The organism is Weissella sagaensis (assembly GCF_005405285.1).
Lineage (GTDB): Bacteria > Bacillota > Bacilli > Lactobacillales > Lactobacillaceae > Weissella > Weissella sagaensis.
In genome coordinates this window covers 407135-432389 of sequence record NZ_BJDT01000001.1, presented here as the reverse complement: position 1 = coordinate 432389, position 25255 = coordinate 407135, and the positions used below count along the sequence as shown (strand labels likewise).

The window sequence follows — 25255 nt, the reverse complement described above, 5'->3', positions numbered from 1 at the left end:
ATACTGCTAGGCATATGTAACAGGTATAGTCACATAAAATAAAAGAGACGATGCCCATACATCATCGTCAGGGCATCATCTCTTAATTTTTATTACAAGAATTCACGAATGTTTGCTAATGTTTGCTCACGTCCAAGTAGTTCAAGTAGTTCACCTAAATTAGGACCTTGTTCTTCACGTGTTGTTGCAATACGCAATGGATTCCATAAGGCACGACCCTTAACATCCAACTCAGATTGAATTTCACGGATAGCCTTCAAAACGGCTGTCGCTGTAAAGATTGGCATCTTTTCAATCTTTTCAATAAACAAGTTCAACATAGCAGTAACATTATCAGCGTTCATCCATTCCTTTGCTGAATCAGGAATATCACTTGCTGCTGGCATTTCAAAGAATACTGGCTTTATAAGTGGCACGATTTGGGCAGTAAATGATACACCGTCCATATAAACGTTCATCACTGAACGTAACCATTGCATCTTTTCTGCCGTTAATTCTTCTGGCTTAACAACATCTGAATAAACTAATTGTTCAATTAATTTATCAAAGACCATGTTTTGGTCAGCTGTCTTAATCCATTGGTTATTAACCCATTCTAGCTTTTTATTATCAAACTTAGCTGGTGATTTTGATAGACGTGCTTCATCAAATAGCTTTACCAATTGCTTCTTGTTAAAGATTTCTTTTTCACCAACCGGTGACCATCCCAACAAAACAATAAAGTTTAACAAAGCTTCAGGTAAGTAACCCAATGCGCGGTATTGTTCGATAAATTGCAAAACCGTTTCATCACGTTTTGATAATTTTTTACCTGTATCAGCGTTAATAATCAAAGTCATATGTCCAAAGATTGGTGCTTCCCAATCAAAGGCATCATATATCATCAATTGCTTAGGGGTGTTTGACACATGGTCATCCCCACGCAAAACATGAGAAATTTCCATCATGTGGTCATCAACAACTACAGCAAAGTTATACGTTGGCATACCATCAGCTTTTTGAATAACCCAATCACCACCAACAGTTGATGAATTAATTTCGATGTGGCCTTTTACAATATCATCCCATGCATAATCCTTATTTTCAGGGACACGGAAACGAACAACATAAGGCATCCCCTTAGCAAGTGCATCTGCTTGGAAGGCTGCAATTTCTTCTTCAGACATATCTGCATATTCATATACATAATGTGGTGCTTGCTTAGCAGCAACTTGTGCTTCACGCTCAGCAGCTAATTCTTCTGAAGTTTTAAATGAACGGTAAGCCAAACCACGATCCAACAAGTCTTGAATCAATGGCTTATAAATTGACAAACGCTCAGATTGTCGATAAGGACCGTATTGTCCAGGATTAGCGGGTGACTCATCCCAGTCCAATCCCAACCATGCTAGATTGTCCAACTGTGACTTTTCACCGTCGGCAATATTACGAGTTTGATCAGTATCTTCAATACGGATAATAAATTCACCCTTGTGATGACGGGCAAATAACCAGTTAAATAATGCAGTACGGGCATTCCCAATATGTAAATGTCCAGTCGGTGACGGTGCGTAACGCACACGAATTTTCTTTTCGGTAGTCTCAGCCATGCTAATCGACACTCCTCTTTTATCTTATAGTTCTATAATAATACATCGGTTACTAATATACCGCGCTTTGGCGTGTGTTTCAATGTGTTACTCTGAATAAGTCATTATTTTTTTTAAATATCAGTTAATTAGCAATAACAGTCCCAAAAATCATGCGACCAGCATCAGTCTGCAGAGCTGATGTCACTTCTACTGTCACTGTTTCTTGCAAGTGCTGCCGACCTTCTTCGGCAACAACCATTGTCCCATCATCTAAATAACCAACGGCTTGCTGACGCTCAGTACCATTTTTAATCAATAAAACAGATAAATGATCACCAACAACAACACGTGGACGTAGCGCACCAGCTAACTCGTTAATATTCAAAACCTTAACATTTTGAAACTTTGTGACTTTGTTCAAATTATAGTCATTCGTAACTAAAGTCCCATTTGTTTCTTCAGCTAAGCGAATTAATTTTTCATCAACTTCGCTAATATCTTCATAATCACCTTCCCACATTTCTAAAGGCACATAATTTTTTTCGCGAAGTTCATTTAAAACATCCAAACCACGACGACCGCGAACACGCTTCAATGACTCGCCAGCATCAGCAATGTATTGCAATTCGTACAACACAAAATTTGGTACTAACAACGTCCCTTCAACAAAGCCAGTCTTTACTAAATCTACAATTCGACCATCGATTAAAATATTTGTATCTAATATTTTATAATGATGATAATTTGCTTCAGTTTCAGTTAAAACATCACCTTGTTCACCATCATTTTGTGGGCGTATTTTCTTTGTACGACTTGTCAAAACTGTTGGAATCAACTTCCGCCATTCATCAATTCGCGTTGTTCCCAATTTATAACCAAGATACCCCAATAATGCCATCACAATGACAGGGACAACAGCACTTAAAAAGAAATTATCCATGTTTTGCAAAGGTACTGTGATAACAACGGCAATGACCAAGCCAATTAAAGTTGACAATGAGCCAATCAATAATAACAATGGTGATTGTTTGTTCAAATAGGTTTCAATTCGATGAAGTGTACGATCAACTGGACGCCATAACACAAAACTCAACAAATAAAAAATAATAGCACCAAAAATAAAATCAAAAATAACGTTATTAATCCATACATATTTCGTTAAATCTAAAATATCCCAAATTACTGGCATTAACGTTAGTGCAATTGCACCACCAGCTAAAATGAAAATACTTTGAATGATTCGTTTCCGTAACATAACCTACTCCTTTCTTTTATTAATCAAGTGCAATTTTTAAAGCTTCCGCTAATGTTTTTGCACCAACAATTTGTATTCCTTGTACCGCTGTTAACTGTTCCGTAACGTGTTGTGGCACAAACACTCGCTTAAATCCGAGTTTTTTGGCTTCATTGACGCGTTCAACAACATTTGGCACACGTCTTATTTCACCTGTTAAACCAATTTCACCAATAAACGCATCAGTTGCGCGCGTTGGCTCATCTTTATAACTAGATGCAATCGCTACTGCCACCGCCAAATCAATGGCCGGCTCATCTAACTTTACGCCACCAGCTGCTCTAACATACGCATCCTGATTTTGTAATAATAAATTAGCCCGTTTTTCTAAGACTGCCATCAACAATGAAACTCGATTACGATCAATACCTGCAGCAGTTCGTTGCGCATTTCCAAAGACAGTCGGTGTGACCAGAGCCTGTACCTCTACCAAAATTGGTCGAGTCCCTTCCATAGCAACAACAACAGCTGACCCACTTGCATCAGCCAAACGTTCTTCTAAAAAGAGATCTGATGGGTTAGCAACTTCCATTAAGCCACCATGTTGCATGTCAAAGACACCCAATTCATTGGTTGACCCAAATCGATTTTTGACTGCTCTTAATAAACGAAAACTACGTTGATTATCCCCTTCAAAATAAAGGACGGTGTCAACCATATGTTCTAATATTTTTGGTCCTGCAATGGCCCCCTCTTTGGTGACATGGCCAACAATAAATATTGTAATGTTGTTCGTTTTAGCAATCTGTAGTAATTCTGCTGTCGTTTCTCGAATTTGTGATACTGATCCAACAGACGAACTAACATCTGGTTCTTGCATTGTTTGAATTGAATCAATCACGACAAAATCAGGTTTGCTTTCATCAATCGCTTGCCGAATTTGTTTCATATCGGTTTCTGGGAATAACAAAAAATCAGAATCCCCTCTAACACCTAAACGCTCAGCTCGTAGCTTAATCTGTGAGGCACTTTCTTCACCAGCTACATATAAAATTTTACTACCTGCATTAGCTAATTGACCAGATATTTGTAGTAACAAAGTTGACTTACCAATACCCGGATCACCACCAATTAATACCATTGACCCCGGTACAATCCCGCCACCAAGGACACGATTAAATTCATCATTCTCTGTTTTTATTCGTGGCGTTTCTTCAATATTAACTTCGTCTAGTCGTTCCACCTTTGCAACTTGACCTGCTAAATTGACACGTGATTTACGATCAACTTTTTCTGGTTGCATAACTTCTTCAACAAACGTTCCCCAAGCACCACAGTTGGCACAACGTCCCATATATCGTTGTGATACAAAACCACAATTAGAACAAACAAATTGGGTTTTTGTTTTTGCCATAATTCACCTCCTTCTATTTAATACCAGAACTACCAAACCCACCTTGACGTGTTTGCTTTACTTGCTGTTGATCATTGTCCGTTACTAAGAATGGCATAAATATTCCCTGACCAATCCGTTCACCTTTTTTAATTGTGATATCTTTAAGCCCCCAATTAATCATTTGAATAAAGATTTCTCCTTCATTTTTGGGATTATCGACATAATCTGCATCAATAATACCAACACCATTTGGCAAAATTAATCCCCGCTTTAACGGGTTTGATGAACGATTAGCAATCAACAAATACTCATTTTCACCCATATATGCCTTAATACCGGTTGGTACAAGTAATGGTTTTAAAACCTGGTTTGCTTTTTCATCATCAACTGTTGTTATTGTTTCATTATGCCTAATTTGCCATAAAATTTTCAAAAAGGGCAACCGCCAAATTGATGGCAAAACAAAATTTTCAGCAGCCTGAAAATCATATCCAGCTGCTCGTTGCGTTGCGCGCACCGGTAAATTCAAATTATCATGTTCATACTTTTTTACGACCGAAAATCCTCGTTGCATATTATACTATTCCTCTCAACTATGTTCTCACAGATAAGTATATCTTAAATTTATGAAAATTAAAAAGCACTCGTCAAAATAACGTGTGCTTTCAAATAAACTTAATCTTTATAAGCTAATTTTTGATATTCTTCGTGTCTAAAAAAAGCTTGGCGTGCATAAGTGCAAACCGGCTTTAACTGCACATCAGCTTCTTTTGCACGATTAACAACTTCGGCTAATAGTTGACCAGCAATCCCTTGCCCACGCAAACTAGGATCAACATAGGTATGATCAATTGACCATACCTTTCCTCCTAAAATAGCTGGGAATAATATCTCAGCATCGACAATACCATCTGTTTCATGAAACAGGCGACCGGGTTCATACGTAAAATTCATATTAAGCCTCCTCTTACTTATTATAACTAATATTTCATGTTAATTGCTGAGAATAACTATCGAATAGCACCAACAAAATCCGGTAACCACTTTCGTGAAATATACTTTATAACAACTTTTTCAGATAACATATCAACAGTAATGTACTTACCACCACCAATATAAATACCAGCTGTAGTTGGTAGAGCTGCAGTCCCCCAGACTAGTAAGTCACCCGGTTGTGTTTCATTAATAGGCAATTGCGCCACTGCTTTCATCTGATTACTGATTTCATTTGGAAAGCCAATTCCTTCTACGCGATTAAAAATATATTGAATTAAGCCAGCTGTGTCAAAGCCACTTTCCAGACTATTACCTTCTTTTTGATAAGGCACACCCAAAACATCATTAACCACCGATCTTAAGGGAACACACAAACTTTCCATAATCATCTGCAACATCGTTCTTTGTATACGTGCCCCCGTCATTTTACGAGCAAATGTTGAAGCAGTAATTTCAACTGGCTTATCTGCTAAGGGTGGTTCGAATAATATCTCAGCATCAATAACTTCATAATCATTAAAATGAATCACTCGTCCTGGTTCTATTTTAAAAGGCATTGTTTTATTCTCCTTAATTAAAGATATAAAAAAAGACTCGAAAGCGAGTCTCCTTAAATAATAGCTTTTTTATTATTGGTGAATGTAACCTGAAACTGATGAAGTAGAAATTGTACGAGTATTGTACAATTTACCTGCATAATTTGATTCTGAAATAGTAATAGTACCATCACCATTTACAGAATCTACAACAGCAACGTGACCATAACCACTAGCACCACCAACACCTGGTGCAAAGTATGCTACGGCACCAACTGAGGCAGTACCATTTACAGTGTGACCAGCGGCTGCTGCTGATGCTGGCCATGCTGAAGCATTACCCCAGTAGTTACCAACCCAGCCCAAATCACCCTTAACAAACCATGTGCATTGTCCATATGGATATGTGTTTCCAGCTGTATTTGTTGATGCAACTGATGTAGGCTTTGCAGTCGTAGTAGCTGCAACTTGTTGTGGTTGTGCAGCGGCTTGTGATGCTGCAGCTGCTGATTCTGCGGCTGCCTTTGCATTTGCTGCTGATGTTGCTGCTGATTGTTGTGCAGCGGCTGACTCTGCAGCTGCCTTTGCATTTGCTGCTGACGTTGCTGCTGATTGTTGTGCAGCAGCTGATTCTGCGGCTGCCTTTGCATTTGCTGCTGACGTTGCTGCTGATTGTTGTGCAGCAGCTGATTCTGCGGCTGCCTTTGCATTTGCTGCTGACGTTGCTGCTGATTCTGCAGCGGCTGACTCTGCTACTGTCTTAGCATTTGCAGCTGATGTTGCTGCTGACTGTGCGGCGGCTGACTCTGCAGCTACCTTCGCATTTGCTGCTGACGTTGCTGCTGATTGTTGTGCAGCGGCTGACTCTGCAGCTACCTTCGCATTTGCTGCTGATGTTGCTGCTGATTGTTGTGCAGCGGCTGACTCTGCAGTTGCCTTTGCATTTGCAGCTGATGTTGCTGCTGATTGTTGTACAGTTGCCTTAACGTTTACTTCTGATACAGCTTGTGATGCTGCTGGTTTAACAGCAACAGCTGACTTTGAGAAGTTAATTTGATCACCAACATAGATAACTGATGATGCTTGTAAATCAGGGTTAGCGTTTAGTAGTTCAGACAAAGTCATACCATTTGCATTAGCAATTGCCCACAATGAATCTCCTGCTTTAACAGTATATGAACCATTGTTTGAAACTGACTTAGTTGCTGTTTCTTTTGCTGGTGCAGCTGATTGTGCTGATGATGAACCAGGCAATTCAACCTTTTGACCAACATGAATCAAATTAGCATCAGCGATTTTGTTAGCTGATACTAAATCATCAACTGATACATTATTGGCTGCTGCCAAAGCATATAGAGTGTCTCCAGATTTAACGGTAATAGAATCAGCAGAAGCTACGACTGAGCTTCCTGCCAATGCTGCTGCCGCCCCAGCAGTTGCTAATAGCGTGTTTTTTACAGATGCGTGCATATTTAGTACTCCTTAGTCCTTAAAAATTAGTTACTTAAACTTATATTAAATAAGAAACACCTAAATTGATATTTCTTAAGATTTTCTTGATTTTTACTACATGCTACATTGTACGTTAGAGACTTTTCAAAAGAGTTCAAATAACATTTCATTTGTGTTACATTCCATAATTGTTTTTTTGGGTTCGTTCGTATTTTTTTATTTATTAACCATTAATTCAGCTATAAATTCAATCATAAGCATACAAAAAAGCGACGGTATAGACCGCCGCTTCATTTAATATTTATATTTTTAATTCATATTTTTGTCTGAATCACGTTGTGCTGTTATCACAATTTGGCCATCGTCCATCTTTGCCAACAAATTTTTAACTTCTGGATTATCAAGATAAAAATCAGCTATTTGATCTTCTAAATGCTCTTGAATAACGCGACGCAATGGTCGTGCACCCATTTCTGGATTATAACCTAAGTTAACAAGCTCTTGCTTAACATCATCCGTCATCGCAAGATGTAGCCCCTTCTCAGAAATTGCCTCATTCATTTCAGTAATCATCAAATCAACAATATGCAACAAGTTTTGCTTTGACAAAGCGTTAAACTCAATAATACCATCGAAACGGTTCAAAAATTCTGGCTTAAAGTATGGTGCTAATCGTTCAAGTAACTTATTCGTCGTTGGTTCATTATCTTGATCAAAGCCAACCTTTGTTCCTTTAACACCAGTTCCAGCATTTGAAGTCATAATGATGATTGTATCCTTAAATGAAACGACATGACCTTGCGCATCGGTTAAACGACCATCATCTAGTATCTGTAAGAACATATTCATAACATCTGGATGTGCCTTTTCAACCTCATCTAGTAAAATTAATGAGTAAGGATGGCGGCGGACAGCCTCAGTCAATTGACCAGCTTCTTCATAACCAACATAACCAGCTGGTGCACCAATTAACTTTGAAACAGAATGCTTCTCCATATACTCTGACATATCGAATCGAATCATACTATCTGTGGTACCAAACAATTCCTTAGCAAGCTGCTTAGCTGTCTCTGTCTTTCCTACACCTGTTGGACCAACAAACAAAAAGCTACCAATTGGTCGACCTGTTTTATTAAATCCAACCCGATTACGACGAATTGCTCGCGCAATCTTTTGAGTTGCCTCATCTTGACCAATAACATGTGCAGCTAGATTATCACCTAAATGACGTAATTGATCTTGCTCAGACGCTGCTAATTCACCAACTGGAATGCCTGTCTTTTCCTCAACAATCTTTTGAATATCCGCAACTGTCACTGTTTGAGCGGCTTCATTTTGCGGTGCTTGTTGTTTAACAGCTTCTAATTGTAATTCTAAATTATTAATTTGATCACGTAAATGACTAGCCTTTTCATAATCTTCACGTTCAATTGCCGATTGCTTTTGTGCTTCAGTTGAATGGATCTTATTTTCTAATTCCTTAGGATCCGCAATCTTTACTGATAGATTTTTCTTTGAACCAGCTTCATCAATCAAATCAATTGCCTTATCGGGTAAGAAACGATCAGCAATATAACGATTTGATAGGTTAACAGCTGCAGCTAACGCATCATCAGCGTACTTTACCTTATGGTATGCCTCATAACGTGATCGAATTCCTTGGATAATTTGTAAGGCTTCTTCGGTAGTTGGTTCATCAACTTGAACCGTTTGGAAACGACGTGCAATCGCAGCATCTTTTTCAATTTGGCGGTATTCATTCAACGTTGTCGCACCAATTAATTGGAACTCACCACGAGCTAAAGCCGGCTTTAGAATATTACCAGCATCCATAGATCCTTCACCAGCTGTTCCAGCACCCATAATCTCATGAATTTCATCAATGAACAAAATAACATCATCACGCTTTGAAACTTCATCCATCAACTTTTGCATCCGCTCTTCAAATTGACCACGAACCCCTGTACCTTGTACCAAGGATACAACGTCCAACCGAATAACTTCTTTACCCTGCAACTTTCCTGGCACCTTGGCGTTGACAATTGCTTGCGCTAAACCTTCAACAACAGCTGTTTTACCAACACCAGCTTCACCAATTAAAACAGGATTATTCTTAGTACGACGGTTTAAAACCTCAATAACACGCGCAATCTCATCATCACGTCCAATGACTGGATCAAACTTACCTTGTCGTGCTAACTCAGTTAGATTAATACCGTATTGATCTAGTAAACCATTACCCTGACCATTATCATTGCCTCCCCCGCGACTCATTTGTGGACGTTGTCCTTGCTGAGCACGTTGCGCCTGTTGTGCACGTGCCACGCCTTCATTATTCATCATACGAAAAATATCATCAAAACTTGAAAAACCAAATGGATCTTGTACCATAATACGGCCTCCTTATATTCTTTTTTATATTCATTACTCCCAATACAAATCAACTGCCAAATTCTCTTTGACCTTTGTTGACCTTATCTACATTTTCTATATTAGCACTCTATGGTCGAGAGTGCAAATAAAATATTTATTTTTTCAAAACTAAAAAAAGATTGGTTCATCATTGCTCTGATAAACCAATCTTTTTAATTACTTTTGTGCAACATTAATATTTAATAACTAGCTTACCTAGCATGTTTCCTGGTGCAACTTCTTTTTGAGCATTTATAATTGTCTGAGCAGATAGCCCATCCAATGTCTGCGTTACCGTTGATTTAACGAAGCCATCATCAACCAGTTTTGATAATAAAGCTAATGCTGCACCCTGACTAGCGATATTTTGTCCAGCATTCGTCTTAGCAAACATAAATTCCCAATCAAGTGATGCTGCTTTATTTTTAATCAACCCGACAGGTAACGGATTCATTGATTGTACAATAGCACCTATATGGCCAAACGTCCCCACCAAATCTGCCACTTTCTCAAAATGTTGATCCAACGAGTGTAATACTGCAATATAAGGTATTTCATGGTAGCCTAGCTTTTTAACTGCTTGCACGTAATCTTCTCGGTGGTTAACTACTTCATCAGCTCCCATTTCTTTAACCCATGCAATTGTTTCGCCACGTGATGCAGTTGCAATAACTGTCATCCCTAACCATTTTGCTAACTGAATCATGATTGAGCCCACACCCCCGGCACCATTAATAATTAACAAAGTTTTGCCATGCGCACTATCAGCCGTCATCTGGATACCAAACTTATCAGCTAACATTTCATACGCTGTTAAAAACGTAAGTGGTAATGCAGCTGCTTCAATATCTGACAACGTTGTTGGCGCCTTAGCAATCAACCCCTCATGAACCGCCTCAAATTCTGCATTTGAACCTGTGCGACCTAATTCACCAGCAAAAAATATGCGATCACCAATTTGATAATTAACAACAGCACTTCCAACACCAACAATTTTACCGACCGCATCAAAACCTAGAACACGTTCTTGTTTTGCAGCCTGTGCTCCCTCTAATTGTTTAATATCTACTGGATTCATAGCAGTTGCCGCCACTTTAACCAACACATCATGATCAGTCAAATCAGGTTGTGCAATGTCTTTATCAATTAACGGTGTTTGCTCATCAGCAGTTGTCACAACTGCTTTCATTAATTTTCCCATTTCTTATCCCTCTATTATATTAATTACGCAAAATTACTCATTAGATATATCATACTATGGTAGTAAAAAAATAGCGATTACAACCCATTAAATCATTGTAATCGCTATTTTTAAAATTAATCTTGTGAACCTTCAGCTGCTGCAACACCTTCTTTTAGGCCATCCATATCAACATGGTGCTCACGGAATTCTTTATCATGAATTGGTAAATGTAATTCATAATTATCAAAAATAGTTAAGTCCCCTGTTAATTCATTGGCATCAAAGCCCAATACATGACCACCAAAAGTACGATCATCACTCAAAAAGTGAACGTGCCAACCGGCAGCAACTGTTCCTTGATACAATTCTGGTGAATAGTAACCAATCAACACACCATCAACATCATCTTTTTCAAATTCACGTTGTGTATGTGTGATTTCTGATAATGAAGGAAATGGACGCTCAGACTTAGGCGCTGAACGAACTTTCATGTGATTAAAACTACCACGCAAAACTACACCTGAAAAAGTATTTTCTAATTGACGATCACTAATTAGAGAAACCATTTCTTTCATATTACCAGCACTAAAAGAAACCTTTTGTTTTTCATCACTAGTATGATGAACAGTTGCAAATGGTACTGTCTTCTCCATATCTGTTACATGATGAATTTGACCTTCGCCATCCATATAGTAGACTTCACCATCTACCATAATCATTTCACCATCTAAACCATCAAACGTTCCAATACCAGCATCCCCATGTTGCTTTAATTCAGCTAAGGTTGCCGACCCGCCTAAAACTTTTCCCATCAAAGCGGCTAAGGTACTGTGTTGATATACTGTTGCCATATTTATACACTCCTTTAATTTGATAAAAAGCGCCCAGAAACCTGGACGCTTTTCTATTTATTCTGCATCAATCAATTGAGACATCAATTCATAGTTGTGTGAGTAATCTACTGGGATTTCGACAACAACTGGACCTTCAGTTGCAAATGCTTCATCCAAGACCGCATCCAATTGGTCTGGTGAATCAACACGCAATCCCTTAGCCCCTGTTGATTCAGCATACTTTACAATGTCAATCTTTGAGAAGTTAACTCCGGCTGATTCACCATTGTACTTAACTTCTTCTTGGAACTTAACCATATCGTAATGGTAATTATCTTGCCATACAATGTGAACAGTATTCAAGTTAAGTTGCACTGCTGTTGCTAGTTCCATTCCTGAGAAGAAGAATCCACCATCACCAGAAACAGAAACTGCCTTAGCATTTGGACGAACCAAAGCAGCTGCCATCGCCCAAGGTAGACCAACTCCCAAAGTTTGCATACCATTTGAGAACAACAAGTGACGAGGAACGTATGACTTAAAGTAACGTCCAAGCCATAGGTAATGTGAACCAATATCAGAAGTCAAAGTCATATCATCAGTCATACGTGCTTGTAATGACTTAATAATGCTCAAAGGATGATTCAAGTTCTCTTGTGCCGGCGTAAAGGTTGGCTTTGCAGCTTCCTTCAAAGCCTCCTTGAACTCAGCTAACTTAGCTTGTGATGCTGCTGGTAATTCATATCCTGCAATTTGTGACTTCAAATCGATCAACGTATCAGCCAAAGTTCCCACAAGCTGACGTGCTGGTGTAAAGTTGTTATCAATTTGAACAGCTTGTGTGTCAATTGCAACAATGTGTAAGTCAGCATTCTTATTCCAATTACGTGGTTCGTATTCAATCGCATCATAACCAACTGTGATAACCAAGTCTGATTGTGCCAACAATTGATCACCAACTTGATTACGGAAGAACCCAACACGACCAAAGAACGTTGATTCCTCTAATTCACGAGAAATGACACCAGCACCTTGATATGTTTCGACAACCGGCAAAGTTGTTTGTTCTAGTAAAGCATGCAATGCTGCTGTTGTATTGTCATCAGAACCACGGGCACCAACTAACAATACTGGCAATTTAGCAGCCTTAATTTGTTCAGCAAGCCAAGCAATATCCTCTGAAGCTGCTGCACCATAGCGAGCAGGTTTAACTGCAGGCAAAGCAGCTGTCGTAACTTCTGCTTCATCAACATCTTGTGGCAACGAGACAAATGATGCCCCTGGCTTAGGACCATTAGCTGCTGCAATAGCATTAGAAATTAATTCTGAGATATTATTAGGGTCTTGAATTTCAACTGAATAATTAGTAATTGGTGCAAACAATGTTGCTGATGGTGTACTCTGATGTGTCAAACGATACAAATCTTTTCGTTGCACTTGACCTCCAATTGCCAATACTGGATCATTTTCAGCAGTTGCCGTCATCAAGCCAGAAGCCAAGTTTCCTACACCTGGTCCTGATGTCACGATAACAACCCCAGTTTTACCAGTAATACGTGCAAAAGCTTGCGCCATAAACACAGCATTTTGTTCATGACGTGTCACAATTAACTTAGGTGCTTTTTCTCCTGCTTTAGGATGATCTAATTTTTCAAACAATCGATCAATTTTAGCTCCCGGAATACCAAAAGCTAAATCAATACCATGGTTGTTCAAACTATCGACAACTAAGTCAGCACCTGTTTTCTTCTCTTCAGACATGTACTTCTACCTCTTTAAAATATATTATATTTCCAATAAGTGTCATTAAATACATTGTAGCGCTTTATTTCGATATTTTGTAGCCATATGCAGTTAGTATTCACAAAATCTTCTAACTCTTTTTTATGATAAAGCGTTAATGGTAGCTTTTGTAACGCTTACAAAAATAATATATTTTAAATGCTATTTATTTGATGATTAGTGCAAAACAAAAAGCACTAATCATATATTATATGACTAGTGCTTCCCGCATCTGTAAAACTGGGCATACTGGATTCGAACCAGTGCATGATGGCACCAGAAACCATTGCCTTACCGCTTGGCTAATGCCCAAAAACAACTATTCAATCATACAACATACACTAAATAAATTCAAGTCCGTATAAACAAAAAGTATAAATCAAATATATTTTTTAATCATCACACTTATAAACTGCAACTAACCTTTACTATTAATTTGAAATTTCTCATCAAAACGCATCATAAATTGTAAAACATCAACGGAGCGTTCTTCACCTAACGCTAATAACCACCCTTCAAAGCGAATTTCGATACGTTCACTTAGAATTGTCTCTATTTTTTGACCACGTTGTGTTAGATGTAATAATTGTCGCCGTCGATCCATTACATCAGCTTCTTGCCAAATATATTGTTTACGTAGCAACATTTTTATTTGTCGTGAAACTGCAGCTCGTGTGACTTGGCGTTTAGCAACAATATCAGTTAGTGTCAAGCCATCATGTTGTGCCACACTATGCATAATTAAATATTGTTCAAAAGATAAATCATATGCTGCTGCCGGCCCAGCCACTGTATCATTCAAATATTTTAAAGTTGATAGGTAAGCATTAATATATTTCGTTACTAGTGTCATTAGTTCTTCCCCACAAGTTTTTTGTCATAAATTAATTCTATCGAATTCCTACCTATTTTATTAACTAATTTTTTCAAAAAAAAAGATTAGTACGTTGTTTTGTACTAACCCCTTATGACACATGTCCACAAAAAATAAAGCCTTAGTATATCAATAACACTATGTAAACTTATTTTGCTTGGCACTATACTTCGCCAGAACCTCGCCTAAATCGTCTTATAAGTGAGGCCATGCCATTTTTATAAACACTGACTCATTATTCTATCGAACAATCATAACTGTTACAGGCGCATGATTAGCGATATAACTTGATTGTGATCCAAAGTACTTCTCAGTACCTTTTTGTGAATGTGATCCAATCACAACCATATCTGGCTTTACAGATGGAATAACATCTTTGACGATAACTTCTCCCGGCGTTCCTTCAGCAATGCGAATATCTACATTGGTAACACCATTTTCTATTGCCGTCTTACGATAACGATCTAACGCACGACGAACGTCGTCTTCAGCTGCTGTCGTCTTTTCCTTTGAAAAGAAATCAAAGACACTTAATTGTCCCTTTTCAAAAATTGATACGATTGTTAATTTAGCCTCATCTTCACGTGCTTGGTGAATGGCGTTAACTAAGGCCATTTGGCCCAAGTCTGAATCATCTACTGCCGCCAAAATATGTTTAAACTGCTTCCCTATTGCCATATTCTCGTAGTCTCCTCTTGTAATCAAGCATACTTACTGTCATTCCTTTTAATGATAGGTTACCCCTATATTTATGATTACCCCTGTATTTAGCTACCAAAACCGCAAAACTTGGATTATCACACAAATAGCAATGCACACCTTACTGATAAAAATAACATCAGTAAATATGCCTCCCTATTTTTTGGTACACCTAATTATCTAACTAGTCGCACTAAAAGTAAAGTTATTGTTGGTTTTTAGTTTTTAACTGCTATTCCTATCACAAATGGGATATCGCTTGACAAATCACGAAAAATAATGTAATTTAGAACAGTTGAAAAAATTAGATAATCAAGCACTGCCTTCTTTCTAACACGGCGGTGTATAAGGGAGGATATAACTATGGCAGTTCCTGCACGTAAAGTTTCAAAGCACGCAAAGCGCACTCGTCGCGGCGGTCAAGGCGGATTGAAGACGTCAGCTATTCACATGAACGAAAATGGTGTTTACGTACGTAACCACCACGTTGCCGCTGATGGCACTTACAATGGTAAGCAAGTTGTTTCACCTAAGTAAGCTCATTATTTATTAGTCTATATCACAAATATAGTATTAAATAAACGATTATGGAAGCAGGGAATGGTTTTGACCATTCCCTGTTTTTTATTATAGTATCAAAAAAGAAGCCAGGGTTTTAACCCTGGCTTCTTTTCATTTTATTACATTTCTTGTTCAAAATCTTCTGGCTTATATAACTTCAATACCTTAGTGAATAACAAATCAACCACAATTCCAGCAATTATTGGAATAATCGCCCAAATCAAGATAGCTGGTATAACACCAATAACATTTGTTTGGAACGCTTTATCAGCTGCATCACGAACAACAGATTGAATTGGTGAAACAAATCCTATCCAACCAAATCCAGCAGATGTTGGTGTACCTTGAACGTTCATCATACTAATTGGCAATGCAGAAATTCCAGCTGCCACCATAAATGACAATAACATAATTGGCTTTCTAAATACTGCTGGCATCATACCCTTCATCGCACCTAGAAAGATTGCCACTGATGTTCCCTTCTTATTAACCTTGATTGAATTAATTAACAAGACAACTGTTGTTGCGACAATTCCAACTCCAGCTGCTGCTGATCCTAAACCAGACAACGTAATTGCCAATGCAATTCCAACAGTTGAAACAGGTGTCACAATGATAACTGCAAATGCCATGGCAATGATAATCGTCATTGGTAATGGTTGTAGATCCGTTGCTAATTGAACCATCTTACCAATCCAAGTTGTAATCTCACCCACATAAGGTGCAATTTCCTTACCGATTAAACCAACACCACCGCCAACAACGATTGGGCTTAAAATAATTGCCAATGATCCAAATCCGCCTAGATATTTAGCAATTAACCAAATTACCAAAACGCCAATTGCTGCAACAATCATCGCATTTATCACATCTCCAGCACCTGCAGCAATGTATACTGTACTTGGTGCCGTTGTTTTCACTTGGGTAATCGGATTTTCAAATCCAGCTGGAACTGATGCCCACTTGATTGAACCACAAGCTGCACCAACTGCAATTGCCATAACACCAACATCTAGTGCCTTCATGTTAAATTGCATGGCAATTGCCAACCCAATTAGTAATGGAATAAACGATGAGAACAACGTTAAAATTGCGCTCAAATCAATTGCCCATCCCATACCGTTTTGTACAAACGGGCGAATAATATACTTTAGAACTGCCGAAGGTAAAACACCTATCAAAATTCCTTGGGCAGACCCACTCAATACCTTAAAGAAAAAATCCTTAAACTTTAGTTCGTAAGAACCATCAAAAACTGCGCTAGTCATAATCTTAGATTACCTTTCTAATGTGACATATCACATAGTCAACGTAATGAAATCCCACAATCATCACGACGTAACTAACAACTTATTTAATTAATACTTTACTTCATTGGCTGTTTCATCACCCTTAATAAAAGCTAATGAAGCATTCATTGATTGCGTTACCATCTCGTAGACAGCCTTAGTTGTATAGAAAGCAGTATGTGGTGTAACCAATACATTTTCACGAGCAATCAAATCTGCAATCTTTTCATCAGGCAACTTGTCATTTGACCAATCCTTATTAAACAAGCCAACTTCCTTTTCATAAACATCCATTGCTAGACCAAAAATCTTGCCTGAGTCTAAGCCATTAATTACGGCATCGATATCCATCAAATCACCACGTGAAACATTAATTAAGACAACATCATCCTTCATCTTAGCAATTGTTTCATCATTAATCATGTGATAATTTTCTGGCAAACTTGGGACATGCAATGAAATAACATCTGATTGTGCATACAATTCATCTAATGAATCAACATAGATACCTTCTGCTTCTAGTTCTGGATTACGATAAACATCATAACCAATTACTTTAGCACCGAATCCTTGTAAAATATCAATCAACACATGACCAATGTGACCAGTTCCAATAATACCAAACGTTTGCATACGAACTTCACGTCCAATTGTTGGTGCCCAACGCAAATCATGGTTTTCAATCTTATGATCTAAGGGCTTCGTTTGACGCAAAATACGTGCACCTTGAATGGCTGCATGTTCGGCAATCGCATTTGGTGAATAAACAGCGACATTTGAAATTGAAAAATTAAAGCGACGTGCCGTTTCAAAATCAATATTATCTGTTCCAACATTACGTAGTGACATCTTGTTGATTCCAAGCTCGTGCAAGGCAGTCAATGTTTCGGGGGTATATGCTAATTGTTGATAAACATCAACTGCATCTGCACCAGCTGCTAGTTGTGCTGTTTGTGGATTTAATAATTTATCTGTATAACCAACTTCTACCTCTGGATGGTTTGTCATCCATTCCTTTAATGCAGCTTGCTCATCTTCTCGAATACCATACGCAAAAATTTTCATTGTTTTAATTCCTCCAAAGCTTTTCTTAACACTTATAATTATAAATGTATTTGTGAAAGGTTCAACATAACGAATTCATTCCAACGTTTCAATATGGGACAAATTGGTTAGATAGTAACGGTTACAATTTTAATTTTCAAAATTAAAAACGCTTACATTAAAGTTCATTTTTTCACAATAAACACATTAATTTATTGAAAAACAATCATTGTTACACCTAATATTATCCATATAATTGTTGTTATATCAACTATTTCCTTCTTTTTGTAAACAATACAAAAAAAGATACATTTCTGATCATTTTCCAATGAACAAAAACATATCTTTGTCAATATCACTTTTTTACTGCACTAGCAAAAAAACGATTCAATTTATTCTTTTTCTTTAGCACTAGTCATAATTTTATCAACTAGACCATAAGCAAGTGATTCTTCTGCATCTAACCAGTGATCACGTTCTGTATCTTTTTGAACGTCTTCAAATGGCTTACCCGTATTGTTGGCCAAAATTTGATTCAACTTCTTACGTGTCTTCAAAATTTCTTGGGCAGCAATTTCAATTTCAGTTTGTTGCCCTTGAGCACCACCTGATGGTTGGTGAATCATAAACTGTGAATTAGGCAAAATAAAGCGCTTGCCCTTGGCACCGGAAGATGCAAGAACGGATGCCATTGATGCAGCCAAGCCAATTGTAATGGTTTGAACATCTGCACTAATGAAATTCATTGTGTCATAAATTGCCATACCAGCATTAACTTCACCACCTGGTGAGTTAATGTACATGTATATATCCTTATCAGGATCTTGAGCATCTAAGAATAACAACTGCGCAATAATAGCCGTTGCCATTTGTGATTCAATTTCACCATTAACCATAATAATACGGTCAATTAACAAGCGTGAAAAAATATCATATGAGCGTTCACCATGAGATGATTGCTCAATAACATATGGAACTGGTGTCATTTATACTTTCCTCCTCAAATTCAAAGTCAAAACATATTACCATTCTATCATTTCGTCAAGAATGGTCAAACTGTATTTAACTAATTCATTTATCCTCTTTGTAATTCCTTGGGCAACCGGCCGGTATCTCTAATTTCATCAGCCATTTTCGTCAACTTTCGCAAGCGATGATTCACACCAGATTTCGAAATAACACCAGAGGGCACATATTGGCCTAGAGCTGATAATGGCTCTTCACGATGTAATAAACGAATTTCTGCAATCTCTTTAAGTTTTTCAGGCAACCGTCCCAGCCCAATTTCTTCATCTAAGAACAAAATATCATCTATTTGTTTTTGACTCGCATTAACTGTCTTATCTAAATTAGCATTTTCTGCATTAACTAACCGATTAACCGAATTACGCATATCCCGAATAATGCGAACATCTTCCATACGGAACATGGCATTAGTCGCACCGATTACCTTCATCATATCGCCAATTTTTTCGGCTTCTTTCAAATAAACAATGAACCCCGATCGACGTTCAACAACTTTCGCATTTAAATCAAAGCGATTCATTAAACCTGCCAACTGTGTTGCTTGTTCTTCATATAATGAATATATCTCTAAATGATAACGACTGGTTTCTGGATTATTTACTGAACCCGCTGCTAAAAAAGCACCTCTAAGATATGAGCGAGCCTTACCTTCTGGTACTAACCATTCATCTGGAACAGTTGGCAATAACTCAAAATTTTCAAAAATGTGTAAATCATCCAATAAACTACTAACACCTTGCGTAATCCGAACAACATACAAGTTATTCTTTTTTAATTTCATTTGGCGTCGAACCGAAATTTCAGAAGGCAATCGATAAAATTGCTGTAGCAACCCTAAAATACGCCGGGCCGTAGCTGCATTTTCAGTTTGGACATTCAACGTAAAATGTTGATTCGTTAATCCAAGTGAGCCATTCATTCGTAACAATGCTGATAACTCAGCTTTAGCATTATCTGGATTACTAATTTCTAAGGTGGTTAACTCCTTTTTAACATCACTTGCAAATGACATTAGCGCCACCTCCTACTTCATTTCATTTATTCATCAGCGGCAATTTGCATAATCAACTGTGCAACAGCATCCCCATCATGAAAAGCGCCGTCATCACGTAATGCTAATAAATCACCTATAACTGGGGTAGCACCTTGTTCTTTAACTGATTCTGGATCTGAATCAACCTGTAAAGAAATCTCGTTCCAGCGCTGCCAGTCAATATAATCTTCAGGAACTTTACCTGTATTCATAATAACAGCATCAACAACGCGTTCACCCACGTGCTCATTAATCGCTTTTACATGGTCAGCATCTGTAAAATTATCGGTTTCACCTTTTTGCGTCATGATATTCGCAATATACACAATTTTAGCTCGCGTTGCGCGGAGTGCTTCAGCAACATTAGGCACCATTAAATTAGGTAAGATACTAGTAAATAAACTACCTGGCCCAAGGACTACCACATCTGCTTCTAGAATTGCATTAACCACTTTTTTTGGTGATTGTATATCATGGGTAGCTGGTGCCGCTTGTGGCGTTACCCAGATATGGTCAATAACCTTATGTGCAGCTGTAATTTCGGCTTCACCTGCTAAATAGGTGCCGTCAGTAAACGCAGCATGCAATACAAGCGGTTCATTTGCCACTGGATAAACGTGTCCTTTAACTTGCATAATTTTAGCAAGAACTTGAACCCCATCAAAAATATCATGTTCTTTTTCAGCCATGGCAGCAATAATCAAATTACCTAGCGAATGATGTGCCAGCATTTCGTCTTCTGGCTTAAAACGATATTGAAAAATATCAATTAGACTCGCTGGCAATTGTGATAATGTTGCCATAACATTGCGAATATCTCCAGGTGGTACCATTTGTAGATAATCACGTAGGGTTCCCGATGAACCACCATCATCAGCTACCGTAATAATTGCGGTTAAGTCATTCTCATATTTTTTCAAACCATTTAAAACAACTGGTTGACCAGAGCCACCACCGATAACAACAATTTTTGGAGTACGCTTTACACTATATTTTTCAGTCATGACTGGTTCGCACTCTCCTTTCGTCGTTCAATATCACGATGATGTTCGTTCACAACCCAATTGGTAGCTAAGTCTTGACTTAATCGATGGGCAAAGGCCGTTGATCGATGTTGCCCCCCTGTACAACCAAAAGCAATCGTGAAATTACTCTTGCCTTCTGCTTTATACTTTGGTAGTAACCATTTAATTTGATTACTAATCCGTTGATAAAATTCTTCAGCGTCATCGGTATGCCAAACGTAATCGGCCACTGCACGATCTAACCCCGTTTGATTTCTTAACGATGCAACATAATAAGGATTAGTTAAAAAGCGGACATCCAGTATCATATCTGCATCTAATGGTAACCCATATTTAAAACCAAAACTCATAACTTGAACCATAAAAGTATTCGCTTGATCATCTTTTGACCCAAAATGCTGTTGAATATAATTACGTAGTTGTCTTGGTGCAAAGTCATCAGTATGGATAACACCGCTTGCCAAATCATGAATTTCGCTTAATTTTTGTCTTTCTAATTGGATACCATACAATGTCCCACCTTCACCAGAAAGTGGGTGAGAACGACGTGTTTCTTTATATCGTGCCACCAATTCTTCGTCAGATGCATCAATATAGATAATTTTCATATCATATTTATTGTGACTATTTTTTCTTAATTTATGAATTTCTTCATCTAAATCATCAAAGAACCGTTGTGAGCGTAAATCAATCATGACTGCAGCACGTTGAATATTTTCTTCGTCAGAAATCATTTGCCAAAATTTTGGTAGCATAGCTGGTGGTAAATTTTGGACCGTAAAGTAGCCAAGATCTTCAAATGCCTGGATAGCAACAGTTTTACCTGCACCACTCATACCAGTGACAATGATTAATTCTTTTTTGCCCATCTAATCCTCCCCCTATCTTTTAATCCTATCCATTGTATCATCTTAAGACACACCCGGGCATGTTTTAGTCATGCATTTATCAAACAACACGACAATATAAAAGTTGTGATACTCAAAAAGAGCATCAAACATGGTAGATTGATGCTCCTTAAACTTATTTCATGATCATCTTAAAAAATAATTTTTTGTGATATCACTTATTTACTTTTTAGTTGTTTGACGATTTGCTTCGTGCAATGCTTTAAGCGCACGCTTACGTGTTTTAATATTTGGGCTCTTCATTTTGCGTCGAGCTGATGCTGTATCCATTTTTTCTGCCATGATAGTTACCTCTCAATGCGTTTTAACTTACAAAATATAAGTATAAATAGTTTGCTATTAAATTGCAAGGATTCACGTTCAGCCTAACGACCGTGCTCGTTGACGATCACGCGCCATAATTGGACCTAAATATCGACCTGTATACGACTCAGGTGTTGCCGCAATTTCTTCTGGTGTCCCAGCTACTAGTACATAACCACCGCCTTCACCACCTTCAGGTCCCATATCAATTAACCAATCTGCCGTCTTAATGACATCTAAGTTATGTTCAATAATCAAAACGGTATTACCACTATCAACTAGTCGTTGTAATACCTCTAACAAACGTGAAATATCAGCCACGTGCAATCCAGTTGTTGGTTCATCAAGGATATAAACTGTTTTACCAGTAGACTTACGTTGTAATTCAGATGCTAATTTCATACGCTGTGCTTCCCCACCAGATAAGGTAGTAGCTGCTTGTCCTAATTTAACGTAACCTAACCCAACATCAACCATAGCTTGTAATTTACGACGAATCTTTGGAATTGCCGCAAAAAAATCAACCGCTTGTTCGGCTGTTAAATCTAAGACATCAGCAATTGTTTTACTGCGATACGTAACCTCTAAAGTTTCTGAATTATAGCGTGTTCCACCACAAACTTCACAAGTGACGTAAACATCAGGCAAAAAGTTCATTTCAATCTTAATGACGCCGTCACCCTTACATGCTTCACAGCGACCACCTTTTGTATTGAAAGAGAAACGCCCTTTTTTGTAACCACGTAATTTGGCTTCATTCGTTTGTGCAAACAAATCACGAATATCATCGAATACTCCTGTATAAGTCGCTGGATTCGACCGTGGCGTCCGACCAATTGGACTTTGATCAATATCAACAATTTTATCGATATTTTCATAACCCGTTAATTTACGATACTTACCCGGCTTTTCAGAATTACGATTAATTTCCATTTTAAGCGCCCGCTTTAAAATGGTATTAACTAGCGTAGACTTTCCTGATCCGGAAACACCTGTTACAACCGTTAATTTACCCAATGGAAAATCTACTTTAATATTCTTTAAATTATTCTCAGATGCGCCAGTCACCGTAATTTTTTGACCATTACCTGAACGACGTGTTGTTGGCACTGGAATAAATCGTTTACCTGATAAATATTGTCCCGTTAATGAATCTTCATTGGCTTGAATTTCATCTGGTGTTCCAACCGCCATAATTTGACCACCGTGCTCACCAGCACCAGGACCCACGTCAATCAGATAGTCAGCTGCTCGCATCGTATCTTCATCATGTTCAACTACAACCAATGTATTACCTAAGTCACGCATTTGTTTCAGTGATTGAATTAAGCGCGCATTATCACGTTGGTGTAACCCAATTGAGGGTTCATCTAAAACATACATCACGCCTGATAGATTAGAACCAATCTGTGTTGCTAACCGAATTCTTTGTGCTTCACCACCTGATAGCGTCCGAGCCGAACGTGACAACGTCAAATAATCTAGTCCAACGTTTTTCAAAAAACGCAAACGATCTTTAATCTCTTTAACAATGGGTGCTGCTACTTCTTGATCTTGTTGTCCAAAGGTTAAGTGTTCAAAATACGCTAATTCTTTAGCAACTGATTGTTCTGAAATTTCACCAATATTTAACTGACCAACTTTAACCGAAAGTGCACCTTCATTCAAACGATAACCATGACAGGCATTACACGTTAATTCGTTCATATAGCTACGCATTTGCTCACGCGTAAAGTCTGAATTTGATTCACGATAACGACGATTAATGTTATTCATAACCCCTTCAAAATTAACATCCACATCACGTACACCACCAAAATCATTTTCGTAATGAAAATGGAAAGTATTTTCTTCATCGCCATACAATACCAACTGACGCTGTTCGTCCGTTAAGTCTTCAAAAGGCACATCCATCGGGATATTAACTGATTCTGCAAATTGACGTAACATCTCGGGATAATAAGATGATGAAATAGGATTCCATGCTGCCAAAGCACCCTCTGCTAAAGTTTTACTTTGATCAGGTATCACCAAATCAATATCAACCTCTAATGTTATACCCAAGCCCCCACAAACTGGACAAGCGCCAAGTGGTGCATTAAAAGAAAATAATTGTGGTTCTAATTTCCCGACTGCAAACTTTTTCAAGGCGCCTGTATAATGATCAGAATAGGTTAATTGTTCGCCACCAATAACATCAACTGTTACTAGACCATCAGCTAACCGCATTGCTGATTCAAAAGATTCAAACAGACGTGCGCGTGAATTGTCACGTAAAATAATCCGGTCGACCACAATCGCGATATCATGATATTTATTTTTATTTAATTCAATTTCATCAGTCACCTCATGCATCTCCCCATCCACTAAGAAACGAACAAACCCTTCTTTTTGAATCCGTTCAAAGGCTGTTGCATGTGATCCTCTTTTATGCCGAATAATGGGAGCCAAAATCTGCATTCGGCTTCCTTCATTTAGTTGCTCTGACAAATCATTTAACATTTGATCAATTGATTTTTTTACAATAATACCATCAGTTGTTGCATCTGGCTTACCTACTCTAGCAAACAACAACCGATAGTAATCATTAATTTCTGTAACGGTTCCCACTGTCGAACGGGGATTTTTAGATGTTGTTTTTTGATCAATTGAAATCGCTGGACTCAAACCATCAATAGCATCAACATCTGGCTTATCCATTTGTCCTAAAAACTGACGGGCATACGATGACAAGCTTTCGACATATCGTCGTTGTCCTTCAGCATATAACGTATCAAATGCCAATGAACTTTTTCCTGACCCAGATAAGCCTGTCATGACAACAAATTTATCTCTAGGAATTGCAACATCTACATTTTTCAAATTATGCGCGCGGGCACCATGAATCTTTATCCAATCATTGACCATAAAACGTCTCCTTTGCTCTGCTCTACTGCTTATATTATAACGCTTTTAGCAATTTTTTGTTAGCTAAAACCTAATCCATCACGCCATCATTAATTTTAACGAAATATAGCCCGTTTTTTTACAATTTTTTTAATAATTATCAACCAACGCTTATAATTTCACGTATAATAGACTGTAATATTACTCAACGG

The 25255-nt window shown here is 38.0% G+C and carries 22 protein-coding genes and 1 tRNA gene; 1 reads left to right on the top strand and 22 read right to left on the bottom strand.

The features are described 5' to 3' along the window. Positions 1–92: 92 nt before the first annotated feature. From gltX to FFM55_RS02130, 14 genes are all read right to left on the bottom strand, one after another. Positions 93–1589, bottom strand: coding sequence for a glutamate--tRNA ligase (gene gltX, locus FFM55_RS02195; RefSeq protein ID WP_137600428.1), 1497 nt, complete (start codon positions 1587–1589; stop codon positions 93–95). 124 nt (positions 1590–1713) lie between these two features. Further along, the gene (locus FFM55_RS02190; protein ID WP_137600427.1) at positions 1714–2826 is read right to left on the bottom strand and encodes a PIN/TRAM domain-containing protein; all 1113 of its coding nucleotides are present in this window, start codon (positions 2824–2826) and stop codon (positions 1714–1716) included. Positions 2827–2845: 19 nt separating this feature from the next. After that, entirely contained in the window at positions 2846–4219 is a 1374-nt protein-coding gene (radA, locus tag FFM55_RS02185) for a DNA repair protein RadA (RefSeq protein ID WP_042491697.1), read from the bottom strand. Positions 4220–4232: 13 nt separating this feature from the next. Continuing rightward, a complete protein-coding gene (locus tag FFM55_RS02180) occupies positions 4233–4775 on the bottom strand; it encodes a dCTP deaminase/dUTPase family protein (protein WP_137600426.1) in 543 nt (180 codons plus the stop codon). Between the two features lie 101 nt (positions 4776–4876). Beyond that, complete coding sequence (locus tag FFM55_RS02175; protein WP_042491700.1) at positions 4877–5155, bottom strand: GNAT family N-acetyltransferase; 279 nt, start codon at positions 5153–5155, stop codon at positions 4877–4879. 56 nt (positions 5156–5211) lie between these two features. After that, a complete protein-coding gene (locus FFM55_RS02170) occupies positions 5212–5754 on the bottom strand; it encodes an NlpC/P60 family protein (protein ID WP_042491702.1) in 543 nt (180 codons plus the stop codon). Between the two features lie 72 nt (positions 5755–5826). Next, entirely contained in the window at positions 5827–7203 is a 1377-nt protein-coding gene (locus FFM55_RS09775; protein WP_170999641.1) for a LysM peptidoglycan-binding domain-containing protein, read from the bottom strand. Between the two features lie 291 nt (positions 7204–7494). After that, positions 7495–9576, bottom strand: coding sequence for an ATP-dependent Clp protease ATP-binding subunit (locus tag FFM55_RS02160; protein WP_042491703.1), 2082 nt, complete (start codon positions 9574–9576; stop codon positions 7495–7497). A 214-nt stretch (positions 9577–9790) separates the two neighbouring features. After that, positions 9791–10798, bottom strand: a complete 1008-nt coding sequence (locus tag FFM55_RS02155) for a zinc-binding alcohol dehydrogenase family protein (RefSeq protein ID WP_052348361.1) — start codon at positions 10796–10798, stop codon at positions 9791–9793. A gap of 116 nt (positions 10799–10914) precedes the next feature. Next, the gene (gene budA, locus FFM55_RS02150) at positions 10915–11631 is read right to left on the bottom strand and encodes an acetolactate decarboxylase (RefSeq protein WP_042491704.1); all 717 of its coding nucleotides are present in this window, start codon (positions 11629–11631) and stop codon (positions 10915–10917) included. 57 nt (positions 11632–11688) lie between these two features. Next, positions 11689–13374: an acetolactate synthase AlsS gene (alsS, locus tag FFM55_RS02145; protein ID WP_042491706.1), complete on the bottom strand. Its 1686-nt coding sequence runs from the start codon at positions 13372–13374 to the stop codon at positions 11689–11691. A 261-nt stretch (positions 13375–13635) separates the two neighbouring features. Beyond that, positions 13636–13707, bottom strand: a tRNA-Gln gene (locus FFM55_RS02140). Between the two features lie 106 nt (positions 13708–13813). After that, on the bottom strand, positions 13814–14248 hold the full coding sequence (locus tag FFM55_RS02135; RefSeq protein ID WP_042491708.1) for a MarR family transcriptional regulator: 435 nt from the start codon (positions 14246–14248) through the stop codon (positions 13814–13816). A gap of 261 nt (positions 14249–14509) precedes the next feature. Then, positions 14510–14947, bottom strand: a complete 438-nt coding sequence (locus tag FFM55_RS02130; RefSeq protein WP_042491709.1) for a universal stress protein — start codon at positions 14945–14947, stop codon at positions 14510–14512. A gap of 384 nt (positions 14948–15331) precedes the next feature. On the opposite strand from FFM55_RS02130, the gene rpmF reads away from it, so the two are divergent. Continuing rightward, positions 15332–15505, top strand: a complete 174-nt coding sequence (gene rpmF, locus FFM55_RS02125) for a 50S ribosomal protein L32 (RefSeq protein ID WP_042491711.1) — start codon at positions 15332–15334, stop codon at positions 15503–15505. 143 nt (positions 15506–15648) lie between these two features. Here rpmF and FFM55_RS02120 read toward each other — a convergent pair whose 3' ends face one another. The 8 genes from FFM55_RS02120 to uvrA all read right to left on the bottom strand — a co-directional run bounded on the left by FFM55_RS02120 (position 15649) and on the right by uvrA (position 25064). Continuing rightward, complete coding sequence (locus FFM55_RS02120; RefSeq protein WP_042491713.1) at positions 15649–16797, bottom strand: PTS sugar transporter subunit IIC; 1149 nt, start codon at positions 16795–16797, stop codon at positions 15649–15651. 90 nt (positions 16798–16887) lie between these two features. Further along, the gene (locus FFM55_RS02115) at positions 16888–17883 is read right to left on the bottom strand and encodes a D-2-hydroxyacid dehydrogenase (RefSeq protein WP_042491715.1); all 996 of its coding nucleotides are present in this window, start codon (positions 17881–17883) and stop codon (positions 16888–16890) included. 371 nt (positions 17884–18254) lie between these two features. Beyond that, a complete protein-coding gene (locus FFM55_RS02110) occupies positions 18255–18848 on the bottom strand; it encodes an ATP-dependent Clp protease proteolytic subunit (protein WP_042491716.1) in 594 nt (197 codons plus the stop codon). A gap of 89 nt (positions 18849–18937) precedes the next feature. Further along, positions 18938–19900, bottom strand: a complete 963-nt coding sequence (whiA, locus tag FFM55_RS02105; RefSeq protein ID WP_042491717.1) for a DNA-binding protein WhiA — start codon at positions 19898–19900, stop codon at positions 18938–18940. A gap of 26 nt (positions 19901–19926) precedes the next feature. Continuing rightward, a complete protein-coding gene (locus FFM55_RS02100) occupies positions 19927–20925 on the bottom strand; it encodes a gluconeogenesis factor YvcK family protein (protein ID WP_042491719.1) in 999 nt (332 codons plus the stop codon). Beyond that, positions 20922–21815 (bottom strand): RNase adapter RapZ, encoded by an 894-nt coding sequence (gene rapZ / locus FFM55_RS02095; RefSeq protein ID WP_137600424.1) that lies wholly within the window; start codon positions 21813–21815, stop codon positions 20922–20924. Before rapZ ends, FFM55_RS02100 begins: the two co-directional genes overlap by 4 nt. Before the next feature lie 201 nt (positions 21816–22016). Next, complete coding sequence (locus FFM55_RS02090) at positions 22017–22136, bottom strand: putative metal homeostasis protein (RefSeq protein ID WP_137600423.1); 120 nt, start codon at positions 22134–22136, stop codon at positions 22017–22019. A 78-nt stretch (positions 22137–22214) separates the two neighbouring features. Continuing rightward, the gene (uvrA, locus tag FFM55_RS02085) at positions 22215–25064 is read right to left on the bottom strand and encodes an excinuclease ABC subunit UvrA (RefSeq protein ID WP_137600422.1); all 2850 of its coding nucleotides are present in this window, start codon (positions 25062–25064) and stop codon (positions 22215–22217) included. Positions 25065–25255: the final 191 nt, after the last annotated feature.